This is a genomic window from Streptosporangium sp. NPDC051022 (assembly GCF_040683035.1).
GTDB lineage: Bacteria > Actinomycetota > Actinomycetes > Streptosporangiales > Streptosporangiaceae > Streptosporangium.
Map to the genome: position 1 here is coordinate 157,556 of NZ_JBFBCF010000018.1, position 20,172 is coordinate 177,727.

The window sequence follows — 20,172 nt, forward strand, 5'->3', positions numbered from 1 at the left end:
GGACCGGCCGGTACGGAGGGCCGCCGCCACCGAGGGCGGACGGCCTTGACGACGACCAGCGAGAAAGGAGGAGAAAACGATGGACCTCGACATCACGGCTCTGGACATGCTTCCCGCCGAGGAGGAGTCCCAGCTCTACCCGTGCAAGATCACCTGCGTTCCGCGCACCTGCGCCGGCCTCACCTGCCAGCTCACCGACTGGTGACGTCTCGCTTGCGCTAATCGGTACCGGAAGCACCGAATCAGCAGAAAGGCACAACCGTGGAACTCGACATCACGGCTCTGGACCTGCTCCCCGCCGAGGAGTCCCGGCTCTACCCGTGCAAGATCACCTGCGTTCCGCGCACCTGCGCCACCTACACCTGCGAGCTCACCGACTGGTGACGTCTCTCTCGCACTCATCGGTACCGGAACCACCGAATCAGTAGAAAGGCACAACCGTGGAACTCGACATCACCGCCCTGGACCTGCTCCCCGCCGAGGAGTCCCAGCTCTACCCGTGCCAGGTCACCTGCAGCAAAACCTGCCACGGCTACACCTGCTTCATCACCTCCGCCTGAGACCGTCCGCTCTCGCGCGGCCGCCGGGCATCCGGCTCATCCCGCGGAGGACGGCCCTGACGGCGCCGCGCCCGGGCACCGGCCCGGGCGCGGCCCCTCCCGGCGCGGTGGCGTTCACGCGACGCCACCGGAGAAGGCGCGCCTTCTCGCCGACCATCTCCCAGAACCGACCATCTCTCAGAAACCGACAAGAAAGGCAGAAGCCATGGAACTCGACATCACCGCCCTGGACCTGCTCCCCGCCGAGGAGTCCCTGCTCTACCCGTGCACGGTGACCTGCGCCAGGACCTGCCGCCTCGGCGGCACCTGCCAGGTCACCAGCGTCTGACGGCTCTCCTCGCCCTGAGAGGGCGGGAAAGAGGCGGGCTCCGCCGAGACCGAAGGCCGCCGCGAAGGACGGGACGGCCTTGACGACGACCGGCGAGAAAGGAGGAGAAGACGATGGACCTCGACGTCACAGCCCTGGACATGCTCCCCGCGAGGGAGGAGTCCCGGCTGTACCCGTGCCACTACTCCTGTGATCACACCGCCCACTGCCAGTACAGCTGCGAGACCACCACCTACTGATGTCTCCCCGCCCCCGGGAGGGGCGAGAGGAGGTCGCGGGTCTCCGAGACGGAAAGGCGTCACGGACGCGACGGACGTGACGCCCGGACCATTCCCGGAGCCCGTACATCCCAGGAGAACGTCGCGGGCGCCGACCGCGAAGCGGCCCACGCCCGCGGCGATTCCAACCATCGAAAGGAAGAAAGCATGGAACTCGACATCGCCGCCCTGGACCGGCTCCCCGCCGAGGAGGAGGCCCTCCTGTACCCGTGCCAGGTCACCTGTGGCGGCAAGTCCTGTCAGCACACCTGCACCGGCCCCACCTGCGACTGGACCAACAGCCCCTGACGGTCTCCCCACGTCGGGAGGGTCACGGGAGACGGCGGCTCCTCCCGAGGCGGGAGGCCGTCACGAACACGGCGGCCCGAACCGCCTTCGGAGGCCCGTACGCCCCGGAGAAAGCACACCTGAGCACCGCCCGCGAAGCGGCCCACGCCCGCGGCGATTCCAACCATCGAAAGGAAGAAAGCATGGAACTCGACATCATCGCCCTGGACCTGCTCCCCGCCGCCGCGGAGGAATCCCAGCTGCAGCAGTGCAGCGGCCCCACCTGCGGTATCACCTGCAAGGGCTCCACCTGCAGCATCACCACCACCTGAGCACGTCCGCCCAGCGGGAGGCGCCGGAGTCCGGTGTCTCCTCGGGAAGACGGCCATGACGGCGCCGCGCCCGGTCACCGACCCGGGCGCGGCCCTTCCGGCCGGACGGCACCCCCGCGCGACGTCACCGGAGAAGCGCCCCTCCTCGCAGGCCGTCTCCGGAGAGACCCGACGAGGCCGACCGTCTCCGGAGAGACCCGACGAGGCCGACCGTCTCCGGAGAGACCCGACGAGGCCGACCGTCTCCGGAGGGACCCGACGAGGCCGGCCGTCTCCGGAGGGACCCGACGGGGTCGGCCGTCTCCGGAGGGAGCCGGCGAGGCCGACCGTCTCCGGAAGGACCCGGCAGAGCAGGCCGTCTCCGGAAGGACCGACAGGAAGGCAGGACCGTTGGAACTCGACATCACCGCCCTGGACATGCTCCCCTCCCCGGAGGAGTCCCGGCTCTACCCGTGCGAGTGCACCTGCACCATCAGCACCATCCTCGCCGAATGCACCACCACGTGGAGGTAGACGGCGTTCCGTCCGCGCCGGGCGGTGACCGGCCAGGCGCCCGATAGCCCCTCCGGCGCGGCCGCGTGCCCCGCCGGAGGCGGCACCCCCCAGGGCGGGCGTGATCGCGACGCCGCCGGATCCGCGCCGGAGAACCGAGAGAGGACAACGATGTCAGACCATGCGCCGGACGCGCCGGAAGAGCGAGTGACGTACAAGCACGGCGACCGGCTGCTCTGGTCTCTGGCGCATGGCGCGTGGGTGCCGCTGACGGTGGCCGCGGTGTCCGTCCTCACCTCGTCCGCCGCCGCGCTGGCCCTGCCCGCCGTACTCGCCGCCGCGGTCGACGCGGTCCTGACCGGACGGGGAACGGGAGACGCCGTGACATGGCTCGCCGTCGTCATCGCCGTCGCCACGGGCGCCGAGGTCACGGGCGCGCTGGCCGGGGTGACGGCCACCGCGTCCGCCACGTCGGCCCTGCGCTCCCGTTTCACCGCCCACGTCCTGGGGCTCGACTCCGTCCAGGCGCGCCGGTTCCCCACCGGGGAACTGGCCAACCGCCTGGTGAGCAACGCCGCGACCTCCGGATACGTCCCGATGACGCTGCTGTACACGGTCACCGGGCTTCTCACCTCCCTCGGCGGCGCCGTCGCCCTGTTCCTGATCGACTGGCGGGTGGGGCTGACCTTCCTGGCCGGTGTGCCCGTGGCGATCGTCGTCGTCCGCGTGTTCGTCGCCCGGGTGTCGGGGCTGTACGACCGCTACCAGGACGCGCAGGGCCGCCTGGCCGCGCGCCTCACCGACGCCCTGGCGGGCATCCGTACCGTGCGGGCCTCGGGTACCGCCGACCGCGAGGTCACCCGGGTGCTCGCCCCGCTGGCGGAGCTGTCCGCCGCCGGGCACGCCCTGTGGCGCGCCCAGGCCCGCAGTGTGTGGCAGCTCTCGCTGTTCCTGCTGCTCGTCGAGGTGCTCGTGCTCGCGGTGACCGGGCTCGGCATCGCCGACGGGCGCCTGGAGCCGGGCCGGCTGCTGGCCGCGGCCGGCTACACCGCGCTGGCCCTGGCCCTCGTCGAGAGGATCGACTCGTTGATGGATCTCGCCCACGCCCGTTCCGCGGCCCGGCGGGTCTGGGAGGTGCTCGCCCTGCCCGCCCAGGTTCCCGGCTCCCGCTCTCTGCCCGAGGGCGCCGGGGCGCTCTCGTTCCGCGCCGTCACCGTGGCCGGTGACGGCGTGCCGCTCCTGGACGGCGTCGACCTGGAGATCCCCGCCGGGGCGCTGACCGCCGTCGTCGGGCGTTCCGGCGCGGGCAAGAGCACCCTCGCCCTGCTGGCGGGACGGCTGATGGACCCCGACCGCGGCCAGGTGCTGCTCGACGGCCTGCCTCTCACGGAGATCGACCCCGACGCGCTCAGGAACGCCGTCGCCTACGCCTTCGAACGCCCCGTGCTCCTGGGCGGCGACCTCCTGTCGGCCGTCGCCTACGGCCTGCCCGCCACCGGCCGGGACACCGGCGCCTTCGACGTCCGCGAGGCGGCGCGTGCGGCGCACGTCGACGGCGTCGTCCGCCGCCTTCCCCGGGGATACGGCACGCCCGCAGACACGGCCCCGCTGTCCGGCGGTGAGCTCCAGCGGCTGGGGCTGGCCCGCGCGCTGGTCCGGCGAGCCCGCCTTACCGTCCTCGACGACGCGACCTCCAGTCTCGACACGGCCACCGAGGCCCAGGTGATCCGGACCCTGACGGAGGAGATGCGCGGGCGTACCCGGCTGGTCGTCGCCCATCGCGCCACGACCGCCGCCCGCGCCGACCTGGTCGTGTGGCTGGACGACGGACGGGTGCGGGCCCGCGGCCCCCACCGGGAGCTGTGGCGGGACCCGGCCTACCGCGCCCTGTTCACCGCCGCCGCCCCGGCGTCCGGTACTGCCTCGGCCGGGGCCGGCCGGGAGCCGATCGGCGGCGACCCGCTCCACGAGGAGGAACCGTGCCCGGCCCGTCCCTGACCCGCCCGCGGCCCGAGCGGGATGCCTCACCGTCCGGAACCGTCCCCGTGAAGGCCCTGCCGTACGACGGCCGTTTCACGGGCGGCGGCGGACTCCGGCTGCTGACGTCGCTGCTCCGTCCCCGTCTGCGTCCCCTGGCGGTGGCCGGGCTATGGTCCGTCGTCGAGGCGCTGCCGACGCTGCTGTCCGGCCTCCTCATCGCCACCGCCGTCGACCGCGGCTTCCTGGCCGGGAGTCCGGGGACCGGTCTGGCCTGGCTCGGCCTTCTCGGGCTCACGATGCTCGTCCAGGCGGCGGCCGTTCGGATGATGTTCCCCGCCCTGGCGGCGGTGGTCGAGCCGCTCCGCGACGACCTGGTCACCGCCGTCGTCACAGCCACCGTCACCCGCGCCGCCGAGGGCGCGCAACCACCGGACACCGCCGCCGTGACCCGCCTCACCGAGCAGGTCGAGACGGTGCGCAACCTGGTCTCCGCGCTGCTGCGGAGCACGCGTGCGCTGGGTGTCTCGCTCGTCGCCGCACTGGGCGGCCTGCTGCTCCTGTCGCCCCCGCTCGCCGCCGTCGTCGCCGTGCCCGTCGCCGTGGCGCTGGCCGTCTTCGCCCGGCTGCTTCGTGTGCTCGTGGCCCGCCAGCGCGCGCTCATCCTCGCCGACGAGGAGCTCACCGGCCAGGCCACCCCGATCCTGGCGGGCCTGCGCGACGTCGCCGCCTGCGGAGCGCGCCGGCAGGCCCACGCGACCGTGCGGGCGGCCGTCGACGCCCAGGTGACGGCCACCCACGCCCTGGCCTGGGCCGGCCTGAGCCGCCGCCTCGTCATCGCGCTCGGCGCGCACCTGCCGCTGCTCGCCCTGCTGATCGCCGCCCGGCCCCTGATCGGGAACGGTCACCTGAGCGCGGGAGAGGTCGTCGGAGCGGCGACCTACCTGGCCACCGGCCTCGACCCGGCGCTGCGCGCCCTCACCGGTGTCGTCGGCGGCTGGGGCGTGGCCCTCGCCGTCACCCTGCGCAGACTCGGCGAGACCGTCACACCGCCCGGACCGTCCGCCCCCGCGACCGTCCCGCCTCCCCCGTACGGCGCCCCCGCGACCGTCGCGGCCGCGGAGCCGGTCGGCCACGGACTGCGCCTGGACCACCTGGGCTTCGCCTACGCGCCCCAGGCCACACCTGTGGTGCGCGATCTGGACCTCACGATCGCCGAAGGCGAGCATCTGGCCGTCGTCGGCCCCAGCGGCATCGGCAAATCCACCCTGTCCATGCTGCTGACCGGGCTCCGCCGTCCCACCGAGGGCCGGGTCCTGCTCGGCGGCCTGCCGATCGAGGCGGTCCCCGAACACCGGCTGCGGTCGTTGATGGCGCTGGTGCCGCAGGAGGCGTATGTCTTCACCGGCACCGTGGCGGAGAACCTCGCCTACCTCTGCCCCGAGGGCACGTGGGTCGCCGACGAGAGGCTGGAGGCGGCGGCCGAGGCCGTGGGCGCCCGCGCGCTCGTCGAACGGCTCGGCGGGCTCCGGGCCACGATCGAGGAGCCCGCAGCGCTCTCCGCCGGAGAGAGGCAGCTCATCGCCCTGGCCCGCGTCCATGCCTCCCCGGCCAGGATCGTCGTCCTGGACGAGGCCACCTGCCATCTCGATCCGGCCGCCGAGCTGCGCGCCGAGGCGGCGTTCGCCGCCCGCGAGGGCACACTCATCGTGATCGCGCACCGCATGAGCTCCGCGGGCCGGGCCGGGCGGGTCCTGCTGATGGACGGCACCGCCGCGCTCACCGGATCGCATCGGGAGCTGACGGCCCGATCGCCCCTCTACGCCGACCTGGTCGGCCATTGGCGCGGCGGCGACCCGTCGGGGCACCGGCCGCCGGAGGACTCCCGCTGACCTTCGGCTCCGCCCTGCCGCCGACGGCGGCGCCGGGGCGGGCGGAGCCGTGCCCAAAACGACGAAAGGAACCTGACATGAACATTCTCTCCGGACCCACCGACGTCATCTGGGACGTCACCTACGCCTGCCCCCTGCGGTGCACGCACTGCTACTCGGAGTCGGGCAGGCGCCCGGCCCGGCAGCTGAACCACGATGAGATGCTCCGGGTCGCCGACGCGATCGTCTCCCTGCGTCCGGAGGCGGTGGAGTTCGCCGGTGGTGAACCGCTGCTGGTCAGGGGGATCTTCGACGTCGCCGAGCACATCGGGCGGGCGGGGATCCAGGTGAACCTCTACACCGGCGGGTGGACGCTCACCGCGCGGACGGCCGAGCAGGCCACCCGGGTGTTCTCCCGGATCACCGTGAGCGTCGACGGGGCCGACGCCGCCGTCCACGACCGGATCCGGGGGCGGGCGGGCTCCTTCGACCGGGCGATGAACGCCCTGGCCCTCCTTGACGACATCTCCGGCCGGCGTACCGCAGTGGGCGCCGACCCCGTGGAGTTCGGGATCGACTGCGCGGTCGTGCGTAGCAACCTCCACCAGACGGAGGAGTTCTGCACGGCCGTCCTCCCCCGTTTCCCGCACGTCCGGTTCCTGAACTTCAGCGCCGCCGTACCGTCCGGGCTGGCCAGCCGGGCCGAGTTCGCCGAGCGCGAGCTGCTCACGAACGACCAGGTCCGCGCGCTGACCGATGTCGAGCACGTCGAGCGCCTGGTGTCGGCGGCGCCGCCGTCGGTGCGGGTGACGACCTCCGACAACTTCATCCTCCAGATGCGTCCGGCCCTCGTCGAGCAGGGTTTTGTGGCTCCCCTGATGCAGGTCGAGCCCGACGGGGAGGTGCGCGCGATGCCCATCTACGAGGGGACCGTGGGCAACCTCCTGACGGAGGAGCCCGCCGTGCTGTGGCGGCGCGCCGTCGCGCGCTGGAGCGACCCGTTCGTGGCCGAGGCTCTGTCGTCGGTCCGGTCGATGACCGACTGGGCCGAGGCGACCCGGCGCATCGACCGCCGCTTCGGATCGGAGGAGGTCCTTTTGCGCATCGACCGCCGTCCCGTCTACCCTGCCGTCCCGGCCCCCGCCCTGAAGACCGTCACACCCGGCGCTGCTCACGGGAGATAGCTGCTCACGGGAGATAACGGAGGATTCGGGGCTGCGGGAGCGCCGTCGTGCTCCGCCTCCCGAACGCCGCCACCCACTCCTTCGAACAGCGGCTGCGCGGTGTACGCGGAACCGTCGCCCTGGTGCATCCGGTCGTCTCGCGGGCCTCGCCGTCTGCGCGCGGGCCCTCCTGGGACGAGCGTCGATTACACAATGAATTGGGTAGATAACTGAGTGTTGTGTAGCGGGGCTTGGGTCCGGGTCCGGCCGAGCGGGAGGTGTGATGCGCGTCCTTTTGGTTCATCCCAGCGGGTTGATGTACTCGGAGATCTTTCTTCGGCTGGAACCTTTGGGCCTGGAGCGGGTGGCGGGTGCGCTGCGTGCGGCGGGGCATCGGGTGCGCCTGCTCGACCTGCAGATCTTCTCGCATCGTGACCTGCGCCGGGAGCTTCTCGACTTCGAGCCCGAAGCCGTCGGGTTCGGCCTGAACTACCTGCCGAACGTGCCGGAGGTGCTGGACCTGGCCAGGTGCGTCAAACGTTCGCTGCCGCGGTGTTTCGTGTTCGCCGGTGGGCACAGTGTCTCGTTCATCGCGCCGCATGTCGTCGCGCAGTCCGAAGGTGCCCTCGACGCGATCCTGCGCGGGGAGGGTGAGGTCGCGGCACCGATGATGCTGGCCGCCGTACGTGACGGAGGGCTCACCGAGGTTCCGGGGGTCGTCACCTCCGACGGCTTCTGCCGCAAGCCGCCGTTGCTGCTCGACGACCTGGACGAGCCGCGCCCGGCACGAGACCTGACCCGGCGCCGCGACAAGTACTTCATCGGGATGCTCGACCCCGCGGCTTCGGTGGAGTTCACCCGTGGATGTCCGTGGGACTGCTCGTTCTGCAGTGCCTGGACCTTCTACGGCCGAAGCTATCGGAAGGTGTCCGCCGAGGCGGCGGCGGAGGAGGTGGCCTCGCTCCGGGAGCCCGGGGTGTTCATCGTCGACGACGTCGCCTTCATCCGGCCCGAGCACGGTGACGCGATCGCCGCGGAGCTGGAGAAGAGGAAGGTGGAGAAGGAGTACTACCTGGAGACGCGTGCCGACGTACTGCTGCGTCACCCGGAGGTGTTCCGGCGCTGGCGGCGGCTTGGCCTGAACTACATGTTCCTGGGCATGGAGGCACTGGACGAGGAGGGGCTGGACCTGTACCGCAAGCGGACCAACCCCGACCAGAACATCAAAGCCCTCGAACTCGCCCGCAAGATGGGGCTCACCGTCGCGATCAACCTCATCGTCGACCCGGCCTGGGACGCCAAGCGGTTCCAGCTCGTACGCCAGTGGGCGCTCTCGGTGCCCGAGATCGTCAATCTCACCGTCATGACTCCTTATCCCGGGACCGAGATCTGGCACACCGAATCACGCAAACTCACCTCGCGTGACTACCGCCTGTTCGACATCCAGCACGCCGTGGTCCCCACCACGCTCCCGCTGCGGGAGTTCTACCGGGAACTGGTGAAGACCCAGGCGGTGATGAACCGCAAGCACCTCGGAGTGGCGGCCGCGGCCAAGACGGCGGGGATCATCGGCCGGCACCTGCTGCGCGGGCAGACCAATTTCGCCCGGGCGATCTGGAGGTTCCACTCGGTCTACAACGCCGACCGGCAGTACGGAGATCACCTCCGCGAGGTCCGCTATGAGCTGCCGGTGCCCGACCGGCGAGCCCTTCAGCCGGCCGACCGGCGGGAACTGTACATTCACCACCGGCCACGCTGAACCGCGCTCCCCGGTCCCCACCCGCGGCACGTGGAAACCACTCTCTCGGCCCTCCTCGGCGGTCTCCTCGTGCGGGTGGTGATCGGTGCCCCACGCCAAGATTCGGTGAGGTAGGGTCCAGGCCGGTGAAGCGATCTTGGCGGGCGAACGCATCACGAGGAAGGCGGCGCGATGAGCGCGCTTGACGTACGGCTGAGACCGGTCACAGAGGACGATCTCATCATGTTCCGGCGTTTCAGCACGGAGCCAGGACTGATCGGGCTGGACTGGACGGGGTTCCGCGATGCGCAGGCCCCGGCGCGGCGCTACGCCGCCGACGGCTACCTTGGCGAAGACGACAGCAGGGTCATCGTCGAGGTCGACGGCACGGCCGCGGGCTTCGTGACCTGGTCGGCGCGAGGGTTCGGGGTCTCCCGATACTGGGAGATAGGGATCGTCCTGCTTCCGGACCAGCGCGGGCGCGGCATCGGCTGGCGTGCCCAGGCGATGCTGTGCGACTACCTGTTCACCCACACCCCGGCCGAGCGCATCCAGGCGGCCACCCACCCGGAGAACATCGCGGAACAGAAGTCGCTGGAGAAGGCCGGCTTCACGCTGGAGGGCGTCCTGCGCGCGATGGAGTTCCGCGCCGGTCAGTGGTGCGACGGCTGGATGTACAGCAGACTGCGGAACGATCCGCCCCCGGCGGATCACTGAGCGGCCCTCACCGGCATGATCTCCGCCGTTGACATCCCGCGGCGACCTGTCCTCAATCTGCCTGTCCTCAATCTGGGGGACGAGTTGGTCATCACCGACGCCGTCCTGCCCGGCGCGGTCGAAACCGATCTTCGCTGACGGGCCCCGGGGCCCTGACGGAGAAGTCCGCCCGGCCTGGCGGGTGGGGCCTTCCACCTGCCGGTTCGGTACGGGCGGCGGGAACTTCGGCGGACGCGCGGCCGTTTGCCAGATGATCACATCCCACAGGCGTCGGTCGGCAGGAGAGGAAGTCGTGATCTTCAAAAGGATGCTGGGAGCCTTCGGTGTCGGAGGTCCTTCGGTGGACACGGTTCTGGCCACCCCACGTGTGCAACCGGGCGGGGTACTGCGCGGTGAGGTACGCATCAAGGGCGGCGACTTCGACGCCGACATCGAGCACGTCGCGCTGGGACTGGTCACCCGGGCCGAGGTCGAGCACGGCGGCGGCGAGCACGCCGGGCTGGTGGAGTTCCACCACGCCGCGGTGTCGGGGCCGTTCCGGCTGCGCAGCGGCGAGGACCGGGTCATCCCCTTCCAGATCCCCGTTCCGTGGGAGGCGCCGGTCACCGAGGTCGCCGGTCAGCGCCTGCACGGCATGGCCATGGGGGTGCGCACCGAGCTGGCCATCGCCGCGGCGGTCGACAAGGGCGACATGGACCCGGTCGAGATCGAGCCGCTGGCCTCCCAGGAGGCCGTACTGCGGGCGTTCTCCCAGCTCGGGTTCCACTTCAAGGGCGCCGACCTGGAGACGGGCCACATCCGGGGCGTTCACCAGCAGCTGCCGTTCTATCAGGAGATCGAGTTCTATCCGCCGCCCGCCTACTCCGGGCGGATCAACGAGGTCGAGCTGACCTTCATCGCCAACCCCGGCGGGCTGGACATCATCCTGGAGGCCGACAAGCGCTCCGGCGGCTACAGCTCCGGTGGGGACGTCTACGGCCACTGGCAGACCGACCACCACGAGGCGCTGCGCCGCGACTGGGCCGCCGAGATCAACGGGTGGCTGTCCGGCCTGGCCCAGCAGGGGTACGGCGGTTTCCACGGGGGCGGTCACGACCCGTACGCCGCCCACGGCGGTCACCACGACCCCTACGGCCACCAGGGCGGTCACCACAGCGGTCACCACGGTGGTCACCACGACCCCTACGGCCACGGTGGTCACCACGAGCAGCGCGGCCCGGGCTGGGGCGGGGTGGCCGCGGCCGGTGCGGCCGGTCTGGTCGGCGGCTTCGTCGCCGCCGAGATCGCCGACGAGATCTTCGACGACGACGAGGAGAGCGCGGGCGACGGGGACTGGTAGCGCCGGTCCCGTCCCGGGCGCCCCCGTCGCCCGGTGCCTCTGCCGTGTCCCGGTCCCGGCGGTCCCGTCGTTGTACGGGCCCGCCGGACGGGGCTGAACATGACGCGGTCCTCGCCCCGGAGAGAGGGGAGCGAGGACCGCGTCGGAATCGCCCTACCGGCGGCGCTTGCCGTACCGGTCGGTGACCAGGGCGACGCCTCCGGCCGCCAGGGCGATCTGGATGATCAGCTCGATCCAGTCGATTCCGCCGGTGTTGGCGACGCCCAGCACGGTCGCGATCGCCGTGCCGATCAGCGCGGCGACGACGCCGATCACGATGGTGAGCCAGATCGGGATGTTCTGGCGGCCCGGAATGACGAGCCGTCCGAGCGCTCCGATCACGATGCCGACGATGAGCGCGGAGATGATGCCGGTTACTGCCATGGCGCACGCCCCTGCGAGGTGGCCTCCGGCCGGACAGGCGGGAGGCGGCGAACCTGATCATCGTGTCCAACGAACGCCCGGCCGTCGCGGTTCCCGACCTGGGGCGACAAGCGGGGCGAGTTCCCCGATTCCCGCCATAGGGTGGGCCGTGGGAGGAATCGCCGACAACAGGACGGAGCACCGAGGTGAGCGTCGCTCTCGGCCTGCTGGCCGTACTGGTGCTGACGTTGGCCACCGGCTACTTCGTCGCCCAGGAGTTCGCCTACGTCACCGCCGACCGGCTCGCCCTGTCGCAGCAGGCCGCCGACGGCGACAGGAAGGCCGTCCGCGCGATCAGGGTCATGGAGCGGCTGTCGTTCATGCTCTCGGGTGCGCAGCTCGGCATCACCGTCACCGCACTGGTCGTCGGCTTCATCGCCAAGCCCGCCCTGGCTGAACTGATCGCCCCGGCACTGCGCGCGGCCGGACTGGCCGGTGGCGTGGTCGGCGTCCTCGCCCTGGCGCTCGGCTTCGCCCTGGCCACCGTCATCCAGATGGTGCTGGGCGAGCTGGTCCCCAAGAACCTCGCCCTGGCCAGGCCCGAGCCACTGGCCCGGGCGCTGGCCTCCTCCACCCTCGTCTACATGACGATCGCCGGACCCGTCATCCGGCTGTTCGACGGCGCGGCCAACCGGCTGGTGCGCGCGGTGGGCATCGAACCGGTCGAGGAGCTGCACCACGGCGCCACCCTGGAGGAGCTCGGGCACATCATCGGCGAGTCCGAGGCCCACGGGCACCTGCCCGGCGACCAGGCGGACCTGCTGGAGCGGGCACTGGCCTTCTCCGACCACACCGCCGAGGAGGTCATGGTCCCGCGCGCCGACGTCGTCGCCGTCGGCGGCTCGGCCACCGTGGAGGAGATCGACGAGATCATCGCCCGGTACGGCCACACGCACTATCCGGTGCTCGGCGAGGGCCTGGACGACGTGATCGGCGTCGTCGGCCTGCGCGAGCTGGTGCTCGTCCCCGCCGGAGAGGCGGCCGTCACCACGGCGGCCGACGTCGCGCGGCAGGTGCTGGTGGTGCCCTTCTCGACCGTCCTGCCCGATCTGGTGGCGCAGATGCACGGTTGCGGTGAGGAGGTGGCCTGCGTCCTCGACGAGTACGGCGGGCTGGCCGGGCTGGTCACCTGGGAGGACGTCGCAGAGGAACTGGTGGGCGAGATCGCCGACGAGAACGACCTGGACGTTCCGGCCGTCGTGCGCGCCGGTGACGGCTGGGAGATCGACGCGGGCCTGCGCGTCGACGAGATCGCCCTGGCCACCGGCCTGGAGCTGCCGGACGAGGACGACTACGACACCGTCGGCGGCCTGGTGCTGCACCGCCTGGGCCGTTTCCCCGAGATCGGCGACACCGTCACCGTCGATCTGGTGCCCTCCATGGCCTCCCTCACGGACGAGAGCGTTCCCGCCCACGCCGAGATCGAGGTACTCGCCCTCGACCGGCACGTCCCCGAACGGGTCCGGCTGAGTCCCGTCCGCGCCGCCGGGCACAGCGGCGGACACAGCGAGGAGCGTCCGTCGTGAACCCGTCCCTCGGCCTGCTGCTCACCGTCCTGTTGCTGATCGGCAACGGCTTCTTCGTCGCCTCCGAGTTCGCCCTGGTCGCAGCCAAGCGCCACCGGCTGGAGAAGGCCGCGGCCCATGGCAGCCGGGCAGCCGCCGCGGCCGTCAAGGGCATCCGGGAGCTGTCGCTCATGCTCGCCGGTGCCCAGCTGGGCATCACCCTGTGCTCCCTCGGGCTGGGCGTGGTCTCCGAGCCGCTGATCGTCGGCACCCTGGCCCCGATCTTCCACACCGTCGGGGTGCCCCAGGCCGTCGCGCACGTCGTCGCCTTCGTCATCGCGCTGGGCATCGTGACGTTCCTGCACATGGTCGTCGGTGAGATGGCGCCGAAGTCGTGGGCGATCGCTCACCCCGAGAGATCGGCCACCGCCCTGGCCCTGCCGTTCCGGGGTTTCACCATGGCCGTCCGGCCGCTCCTGACCGTGCTCAACGGTGTCAGCAACCTGCTGCTGCGCCTGGTGCGGGTACGGCCGCGCGAGGAGACGTCCGCCCCGCGCACCCCCGCCCAGCTCCAGCACCTGGTGGAGGAATCCCGCAGGCTCGGCCTGATCGAACCCGACGACCACGCCCTCCTCAGCCAGGCGCTGCACGCCCCGGACGCCGAGATCACCCCGCTCGTCGTCCCGCCCTCCGACATCGTCGGCGTTCCCGCCACGGCCTCGCCGCAGCGGGTGATCGACGTCGTCACCCGCACGAAGCGCACCCGCCTGGTGGTGTGGGACGGCGAGCGCCCCGTGGGGGTCCTGCACGTCCGTGACGCCTATCTGGCCCGTCGGCGCGGCCTGGACACGCCCGCAGGGGATCTGGCCCACCGGATGCCCCGCCTGTCCCCGGACACCTCGATCACCGACGCCGTCTCCGCGTTGCGCGCCGCCCACAGCCAGCTGGCCACCGTCCACACCGCGGACGGCGCCCTGGCGGGAGTCGTCTTCCTGGACGACCTGCTGACCACGCTGCTCGTCCCCGCCTAGGACCCGCGGCCGGTCGGTGGCGCCGCCCCTTCGAGAAGGGGCGGCACCTTTAGAAGGTCATCAGCAACTCGTAGACGTTGAGAAGCGTCATCAGGACCCACAACACGACAGCGGAAGAACGGTTTCGCCCCCGTCGGAGACGCCCCCCGCCAGGCAGAACCACAATGTCCTCTCTCTCGACCGCGGCCCCCTTCATACTCTGCCCGACGCATCCGGTGTCCGGAGTGTGTACCGCTCGAAACCGTGCCGTCCCGTCCGGTGTTTCGCGCGGGTGCCGGCCCGCGCGTCTGCCGCCGCCGGGGCGCGGAACACCGCCGCGCCGGGTCAGTCGTCGTGACGGGGGGCGCCGGACACCTCGTGGCCGGCGTGGAAAAGGGCCTCGGCGATGAGCCCGCGGACGTGGGCGTCCCGGGCCCGGTACAGGACCCGGCGGCCGTCCCTGCGGGTACGGACCAGCCCGGCCAGGCGGAGCTTGGCCAGGTGCTGCGAGACCGAGGGGCGGGCGGTTCCGATCGCCTCGGCGAGTGACGAGACGTCGTACTCACCGGAGGCGAGCAACCACATCAGGCGCAGCCGGGTGGCGTCGCTGAGCATGCGGAAGGCCTCCACCGCCGCCTCCACCTGAGCGGTGGTCGGTTGCTCCTGCGTCTGATGCGCACCTGATACGTTGTCGCGTGCGTACATGGCTACATATACTGCGTGAACAGGTCATCGTTCGCAAGTGAGGAAGCCATGGCCGACCACCCTCATCCGGAGACCTCGGCTCACCGGGTCCCCTCCCCGCGCGACCACGACCACGACCACGACCATGATCACGGACACGGACACGGCCACGGGCATGGCCACGGACACGAGCCGGGCGGCGGTGGCCGGTTCAGGGCGTTCGCGGTACGGATGGGCCATCTGCTGACCCCCCACAGCCACGACAGCGCCGACAAGACCGACGCGGCGCTGGAGTCCAGCAGCCGTGGCATGCGCGTGCTGGCCGTCTCCTTCGCCGTGCTGGCGTTCACCGCCGCCGCGCAGGCGGTGATCGCGGCCCTCTCCGGGTCGGTGGCGCTCCTGGGCGACACGCTGCACAACGTCGCCGACGCCCTGACCGCCGTACCGCTGGCCATCGCCTTCTGGGTCGGCCGCCGGGTGGCCACGCGCCGCTTCACCTACGGCTACGGCCGCGCCGAAGACCTCGCCGGGATCGCCATCGTGGTGATCATCGCCGGGTCGGCCGCCCTGGCCGGTTACGAGGCCGTCAGGCGGCTGATCAGTCCCCAGGACGTCCACGCGCTCGGCTGGGTGGCGGTCGCGGGCATGGTGGGATTCCTCGGCAACGAGTGGGTGGCCCGCTACCGCATCAGGGTGGGCCGCGAGATCGGCTCGGCGGCGCTGGTGGCCGACGGCCTGCACGCCCGTACCGACGGTTTCACCTCACTGGCCGTCCTGATCGGAGCCGGGGGCACCGCGCTGGGTTTTCCGATCGCCGATCCGATCGTCGGCCTGCTGATCACGGTCGCGATCTGCTCCGTGCTGCGCGACGCCGCCCGGGAGATCTACCACCGGCTGATGGACGCCGTCGACCCGGCCCTGGTGGAGCGGGCCGAGCACATCCTGCGGTCGGTTCCCGGTGTCCGGCGCGTCGGATCGGTACGGCTGCGCTGGATCGGCCACGCCCTGCGCGCGGAGGTGGACATCGCGGTGAGCCACGAACTGTCGCTCGTCGAGGCGCACGCCGTCGCGGTCGAGGCCGAGCACCGGCTCATCCACGACCTGCCCCGTCTGCGGGCCGCCACCGTGCACGCCGACCCCGACGGCCCGGCGGGCGTCGACCACCACGCCGCTCTCGTCACCCACCGATAGCGACTCCCCCCGTGACCTCCCCTGTGACCTCCCCCTGTGATCTCTCCTTGTGATCTCTCCTTGTGATCTCCCGTCGCTCTCCGGGCTCGGGCCGTGCACCGGTGTGTCCACGTCTTGGTCACCGCCTGTCACGCCATGACGATTTATGCCGCTGCAATTGCCCTATACGTGGTATTCGGTCGATAAATATGGTTTACGGCTATTTGCCCCGGCTTCGGGAAACGCCGACCGGTTCATCCGAGCCGGGGGTGAGGAGGGGTGAGGCCGGCCGGCTCCTGGTGGACGGGGGACGCGCTGTCGCGGGGAGACGGTACGGAACGCAGGACGGGGTACGGGGCGGAGGGGAGGAGGCCGAGGCGCCGGACGCCGCAGGCCAGTGCCGCCACGAGGAGCAGCAGGCCCAGGCGCGTCAGGTCGTGCCCGCCGAAGGTGAGCTCCGCCGAGGTGTTCACCAGGAAGCCGGTGGTGAACAGCCAGGCCATGACGGCCGTCGCCAGGGCGACGGAGCGGCGGGGCTCGCGGAGGACGTGGACGCACACGGCGATCATCATGACGGCCACGCGGGCGGTCGTATCACCGGGAGCGAAGAGCAGTGAGGCGACCACCGTCGCGGCGACGGTGACGAGGAAGCCGTCGGAGAGCGGGAAACCTACCGGTTCGGAGTGGAGCATCGCAGTCGCCCCTTCGGATAAAGAATTCTATTCCTCCATATAACTCCTTAAAGTGCATTTTTCATCATTTGTATACGTAGTTTCTATGTCACTCCTACGAATCCTGACCCTTCTCATACGCCGCCGCCCACCGATCGGTCCCCGGCGCGTTCTCTCGCGGCTGGAAGCGGTAGCCCATGCCCGGTTCGGTCAGCAGGTGAACGGGGCGGGCGGGGTCCCGCTCCAGCTTCTTGCGCAGCTGGGCCATGTACTGGCGCAGATAGTGGCTCTCCTTGACGTATCCGGTGCCCCAGATCTCGGTCAGCAGCCGGCGTTGGCTGATCAGCTTGCCGGGGTTGCGCAGCAGGATCTCCACCAGCTGCCATTCGGTCGGCGTGAGCCGTACTCCGCCGGAGACGGTCTTGCGGGTCAGGTCGATCACGTGGTCGCCGATCCGGATCCGGGCGAGCTCGGCGGCGTGGAACGCCGTTCGCCGGGTCACCGCGCGGATCCGGGCGAGCAGCTCGTCGATGCCGAAGGGCTTGGTGACGTAGTCGTCGGCGCCCGCGTCGAGCGCGTTCACCTTGTCCGCGCCGCTCGCGCGGCCCGAGAGCACGACGATGGGGATCGAGGTCCAGCCGCGCAGCCCGTGGATGACGTCGATCCCGTCGATGTCGGGCAGGCCGAGGTCGAGGACGACCAGGTCCGGACGCCAGTCCGCCGCCTGGCGCAGCGCCGCGGCCCCGTCGGGGGCCACCGCGACCTCGTAGCGCCGGGCGAGGAGGTTGATCCTGAGCGCGCGCAGGATCTGGGGCTCGTCGTCGACGACGAGGACGCGCGTCATGCCTCCTCCACGGCGCTCTCCAAGGTGCTCCCCGCGGGGTTCCCCACGGCGTTCACGGTGCCGGGCGCGGTGGTGGGCGCGGCGGTGGACGCGGTGGTGGGTGCCGTGGTGGACACATCAGTGGACGCGACGGTGGGCGCGGTGGTGGAGACGGCCTGAGGCCGTGTGGAGACGGGCAGTGTCAGGATCATCGTGAGACCTCCCCCGGGTGTCTCTTCCGGTGACAGGGTGCCGCCCATCGCCTCCGCGAGTCCCCGTGAGAGCGCGAGGCCGAGGCCGACACCGGTGTGGTTGTCGCGGTCGCCGAGGCGTTGGAAGGGCAGGAAGACCCGGTCGTGCGCCTCGGACGGGATGCCGGGTCCCCGGTCGACGACCCGGATCTCCACGTGGGCCCCGTGCCGGCTGGCGGTGACGAGGACCTTCCGGCCGGGCGGGCTGTAGCGGACGGCGTTGGAGATGAGATTGACCAGGATCCGTTCCAGCAGGGCCGGATCGGCGACGATCTCCGGCAGCTCGACGGAGACGTCCCCCTCGACCTGGTCGCGCAGCGGCCCGAGGTCGTCGACGGCCCGCGGTACGACCTCCTCCAGCGCGGTCGGCTGCAGGGCCAGGCCGAGAACGCCCGCCTGCAGCCGGCTCATGTCGAGCAGGTTGGCGACGAGGCGGTCCAGCTTGGTCAGGGACTCGTCGGCGGTGGCCAGCAGTTCGCCGCGGTCCTCCGGGGACCAGTCGATGTCGGTGTTGCGCAGGCTGTCCACCGCGGCCTTGGCCGAGGCGAGCGGGGTGCGCAGGTCGTGGCTGACGGCGGCGAGCAGCGCGGTGCGCATCTTGTCGGCCTCGGCCAGCGGCCTGGCCTGCCCGGCCTCCTCCTCCAGCCGGTTCTGCCGCAGGGCGACGGCGGCCTCGGCGGCGAAGGCCTCCAGCACCCGGCGGTCGGACGCCTCCAGCAGCCTGCCCCGTACGGCGAGCACCAGCCGCTCGTCGATCACCACGTCGGTGTCGGCCGTCGCGGGGCAGGTACAGGGCGTGTCGCCCGCCGTGGCGATGATCCGCCAGCACTGCGGGTCCGACTGGTCGTCGGGACCCGGCTCGCCGGTCCGTTCGAGCAGGGTGACCGAGCCCAGCCCGAAGGTCTCCCGCAGCCGCCCCAGCAGGGACGCCAGCGCGTGCTCCCCGCGCAGCACGTGCCCGGCCAGCGTGGACAGCACCTCGGCGTCGGCCCGGGCCCGCGCGGCCTCCCGGGTACGGCGGGCGGCCAGGTCGACCACCGCGCTCACCATGACGGCGACCAGCACGTAGACCGCCAGCGCGAACAGGTTCTCCGGGTCGGCGATGGTGAACCGGTCGACCGGCGGGGTGAAGTAGTAGTTGAGCAGCAGGAACCCGGCCACGGCCGCTGTGACGGCGGGCCACATTCCGCCGGCCAGGGCGACCCCGACCACCAGCAGCAGGAACAGCAGGATGTCCACCGGGAGGTTGACGTCGTCGCGGACGAGGTGGAGGGCCGTCGTCAGCAGGGGCAGCCCCAGCGCCGCGATGATCCAGCCGGTGACGCGGCGGGCGCGGGTCAGCGCGGCCCGCGGCGTCGTGTGGCCGCGACCCTTCCTCGCCTCGTCATGGGTGATCATGTGGACGTCGATCGAACCGGACAGCGCGGTGGTGGTCACCCCGACGCCCCGGGAGAAGATCTGGGCGAACCGGCCGCGCCGGGACGCGCCGAGCACCAGCTGGGTGGCGTTGACCCCGCGTGCGAAGTCGAGCAGCGCGCGCGGCACGTCGTCCCCCACCACCTGGTGGTAGGTGCCGCCCATGTCCTCCACCAGGGCGCGCTGCCTGGCGAGGCTGGCCGGGTCCGCCCCGGTCAGACCGTCGGAGCGGGTCACGTGCAGGGCCAGCAGGTCGGCGCCCTTGCTCCGGGCGGCGATCCGGGCGGCCCGCCGTACCAGGGTGTCCCCCTCGGGGCCGCCGGTCAGCGCGACCACCACGCGCTCGCGCGCCTCCCAGGTGCCGGCGATGCCGTGTTCGGCGCGGTAGCGGTCGAGCTGGTCGTCGACCTTGCCCGCCACCCACAGCAGCGCCAGCTCGCGCAGGGCGGTCAGGTTGCCCACCCGGAAGTAGTTCGACAGCGCCGCGTCCACCTTCTCCGGGGGGTAGACGTTGCCGTGGGCCATCCTCCTGCGCAGCGCCTCCGGAGCCATGTCGACCAGCTCGACCTGGTCGGCACGCCGTACCACCTCGTCGGGCACGGTCTCGCGCTGCGGGACGCCGGTGATCTCGTGGACGACGTCGTTGAGCGACTCCAGGTGCTGGACGTTGACGGTGGAGACGACGTCGATCCCGGCGTCGAGGATCTCCTCGATGTCCTGCCATCGCTTGGCGTTGCGCGAGCCGGGCACGTTGGTGTGCGCCAGCTCGTCGATCAGCGCCACCCTGGGGCGGCGGGCGATGATCGCGTCGGTGTCGAGCTCGGTGAAGGTGCTCTCCCGGTGGATCATCGCCTTGCGGGGGACGATCTCCAGGTCCGCCAGCAGCGCGGCGGTGCGGGGCCGGCCGTGGGTCTCCACGAATCCGACGACCACGTCCGTGCCGCGTTCGAGGCGCCGCCGCCCCTCGCCGAGCATCGCGTAGGTCTTGCCGACGCCCGGGGCCGCGCCCAGGTATACGCGCAGCCGCCCGCGGCCCCTGCCCGTCGTGCTCGCTGTGCTCATGGCGGTCGCTCCTCGTCGGGAGAGCGGGCCGTACGGTCTTCACGGCCCGCTCCCGG

At 71.6% G+C, this 20,172-nt stretch carries 23 protein-coding genes; 18 read left to right on the plus strand and 5 right to left on the minus strand.

Annotated elements, in window-relative coordinates:
- The first annotated feature begins 79 nt into the window (after positions 1-79).
- The 15 genes from AB0N02_RS27285 to AB0N02_RS27355 all read left to right on the plus strand — a co-directional run bounded on the left by AB0N02_RS27285 (position 80) and on the right by AB0N02_RS27355 (position 11,062).
- Positions 80-205, plus strand: coding sequence for an ALQxL family class IV lanthipeptide (locus AB0N02_RS27285; protein WP_363952044.1), 126 nt, complete (start codon positions 80-82; stop codon positions 203-205).
- Positions 206-261: 56 nt separating this feature from the next.
- Entirely contained in the window at positions 262-384 is a 123-nt protein-coding gene (locus AB0N02_RS27290; RefSeq protein WP_363952046.1) for an ALQxL family class IV lanthipeptide, read from the plus strand.
- A 56-nt stretch (positions 385-440) separates the two neighbouring features.
- The gene (locus tag AB0N02_RS27295; protein ID WP_363952048.1) at positions 441-560 is read left to right on the plus strand and encodes an ALQxL family class IV lanthipeptide; all 120 of its coding nucleotides are present in this window, start codon (positions 441-443) and stop codon (positions 558-560) included.
- 205 nt (positions 561-765) lie between these two features.
- Positions 766-888 carry an ALQxL family class IV lanthipeptide gene (locus tag AB0N02_RS27300; protein WP_363952051.1) on the plus strand — a complete coding sequence of 41 codons (123 nt, stop codon included), beginning with the start codon at positions 766-768 and terminating at the stop codon, positions 886-888.
- 113 nt (positions 889-1,001) lie between these two features.
- The gene (locus AB0N02_RS27305; RefSeq protein ID WP_363952053.1) at positions 1,002-1,127 is read left to right on the plus strand and encodes an ALQxL family class IV lanthipeptide; all 126 of its coding nucleotides are present in this window, start codon (positions 1,002-1,004) and stop codon (positions 1,125-1,127) included.
- A gap of 186 nt (positions 1,128-1,313) precedes the next feature.
- Positions 1,314-1,454 carry an ALQxL family class IV lanthipeptide gene (locus tag AB0N02_RS27310; RefSeq protein ID WP_363952055.1) on the plus strand — a complete coding sequence of 47 codons (141 nt, stop codon included), beginning with the start codon at positions 1,314-1,316 and terminating at the stop codon, positions 1,452-1,454.
- Positions 1,455-1,636: 182 nt separating this feature from the next.
- Positions 1,637-1,765 (plus strand): hypothetical protein, encoded by a 129-nt coding sequence (locus AB0N02_RS27315; protein WP_363952057.1) that lies wholly within the window; start codon positions 1,637-1,639, stop codon positions 1,763-1,765.
- 390 nt (positions 1,766-2,155) lie between these two features.
- Positions 2,156-2,278 carry an ALQxL family class IV lanthipeptide gene (locus AB0N02_RS27320; RefSeq protein WP_363952059.1) on the plus strand — a complete coding sequence of 41 codons (123 nt, stop codon included), beginning with the start codon at positions 2,156-2,158 and terminating at the stop codon, positions 2,276-2,278.
- A 186-nt stretch (positions 2,279-2,464) separates the two neighbouring features.
- Positions 2,465-4,255: an ABC transporter ATP-binding protein gene (locus tag AB0N02_RS27325; RefSeq protein ID WP_363952061.1), complete on the plus strand. Its 1,791-nt coding sequence runs from the start codon at positions 2,465-2,467 to the stop codon at positions 4,253-4,255.
- The gene (locus tag AB0N02_RS27330) at positions 4,237-6,126 is read left to right on the plus strand and encodes an ABC transporter ATP-binding protein (protein ID WP_363952063.1); all 1,890 of its coding nucleotides are present in this window, start codon (positions 4,237-4,239) and stop codon (positions 6,124-6,126) included. Before AB0N02_RS27325 ends, AB0N02_RS27330 begins: the two co-directional genes overlap by 19 nt.
- Before the next feature lie 77 nt (positions 6,127-6,203).
- Positions 6,204-7,289 carry a radical SAM protein gene (locus tag AB0N02_RS27335; RefSeq protein WP_363952065.1) on the plus strand — a complete coding sequence of 362 codons (1,086 nt, stop codon included), beginning with the start codon at positions 6,204-6,206 and terminating at the stop codon, positions 7,287-7,289.
- 262 nt (positions 7,290-7,551) lie between these two features.
- Positions 7,552-9,027 (plus strand): hopanoid C-3 methylase HpnR, encoded by a 1,476-nt coding sequence (hpnR, locus tag AB0N02_RS27340; protein WP_363952067.1) that lies wholly within the window; start codon positions 7,552-7,554, stop codon positions 9,025-9,027.
- 171 nt (positions 9,028-9,198) lie between these two features.
- Positions 9,199-9,723, plus strand: coding sequence for a GNAT family protein (locus AB0N02_RS27345; RefSeq protein WP_363952069.1), 525 nt, complete (start codon positions 9,199-9,201; stop codon positions 9,721-9,723).
- Positions 9,724-9,738: 15 nt separating this feature from the next.
- The gene (locus AB0N02_RS27350) at positions 9,739-9,861 is read left to right on the plus strand and encodes a hypothetical protein (RefSeq protein ID WP_363952071.1); all 123 of its coding nucleotides are present in this window, start codon (positions 9,739-9,741) and stop codon (positions 9,859-9,861) included.
- Positions 9,862-10,015: 154 nt separating this feature from the next.
- A complete protein-coding gene (locus tag AB0N02_RS27355) occupies positions 10,016-11,062 on the plus strand; it encodes a sporulation protein (protein WP_363952074.1) in 1,047 nt (348 codons plus the stop codon).
- Between the two features lie 153 nt (positions 11,063-11,215).
- Here AB0N02_RS27355 and AB0N02_RS27360 read toward each other — a convergent pair whose 3' ends face one another.
- Positions 11,216-11,485 (minus strand): GlsB/YeaQ/YmgE family stress response membrane protein, encoded by a 270-nt coding sequence (locus AB0N02_RS27360; RefSeq protein ID WP_363952076.1) that lies wholly within the window; start codon positions 11,483-11,485, stop codon positions 11,216-11,218.
- Positions 11,486-11,670: 185 nt separating this feature from the next.
- Between AB0N02_RS27360 and AB0N02_RS27365 the strand changes: the two genes are divergently transcribed.
- On the plus strand, positions 11,671-13,050 hold the full coding sequence (locus AB0N02_RS27365; protein WP_363952079.1) for a hemolysin family protein: 1,380 nt from the start codon (positions 11,671-11,673) through the stop codon (positions 13,048-13,050).
- Positions 13,047-14,060 (plus strand): CNNM domain-containing protein, encoded by a 1,014-nt coding sequence (locus AB0N02_RS27370; protein WP_363952082.1) that lies wholly within the window; start codon positions 13,047-13,049, stop codon positions 14,058-14,060. Before AB0N02_RS27365 ends, AB0N02_RS27370 begins: the two co-directional genes overlap by 4 nt.
- A gap of 324 nt (positions 14,061-14,384) precedes the next feature.
- On the opposite strand, the gene AB0N02_RS27375 is transcribed toward AB0N02_RS27370, so the two are convergent.
- The gene (locus tag AB0N02_RS27375; RefSeq protein WP_363952084.1) at positions 14,385-14,744 is read right to left on the minus strand and encodes a metalloregulator ArsR/SmtB family transcription factor; all 360 of its coding nucleotides are present in this window, start codon (positions 14,742-14,744) and stop codon (positions 14,385-14,387) included.
- 48 nt (positions 14,745-14,792) lie between these two features.
- On the opposite strand from AB0N02_RS27375, the gene AB0N02_RS27380 reads away from it, so the two are divergent.
- Entirely contained in the window at positions 14,793-15,914 is a 1,122-nt protein-coding gene (locus tag AB0N02_RS27380; RefSeq protein ID WP_363952086.1) for a cation diffusion facilitator family transporter, read from the plus strand.
- 233 nt (positions 15,915-16,147) lie between these two features.
- On the opposite strand, the gene AB0N02_RS27385 is transcribed toward AB0N02_RS27380, so the two are convergent.
- The 3 genes from AB0N02_RS27385 to AB0N02_RS27395 form a co-directional block, all read right to left on the minus strand.
- Positions 16,148-16,585: a hypothetical protein gene (locus tag AB0N02_RS27385; protein WP_363952089.1), complete on the minus strand. Its 438-nt coding sequence runs from the start codon at positions 16,583-16,585 to the stop codon at positions 16,148-16,150.
- A 94-nt stretch (positions 16,586-16,679) separates the two neighbouring features.
- On the minus strand, positions 16,680-17,408 hold the full coding sequence (locus AB0N02_RS27390) for a response regulator (RefSeq protein ID WP_363952092.1): 729 nt from the start codon (positions 17,406-17,408) through the stop codon (positions 16,680-16,682).
- A complete protein-coding gene (locus AB0N02_RS27395) occupies positions 17,405-20,116 on the minus strand; it encodes a DUF4118 domain-containing protein (protein WP_363952095.1) in 2,712 nt (903 codons plus the stop codon). The genes AB0N02_RS27390 and AB0N02_RS27395 overlap by 4 nt, the downstream gene beginning before the upstream one ends.
- Between the last annotated feature and the right edge of the window lie 56 nt (positions 20,117-20,172).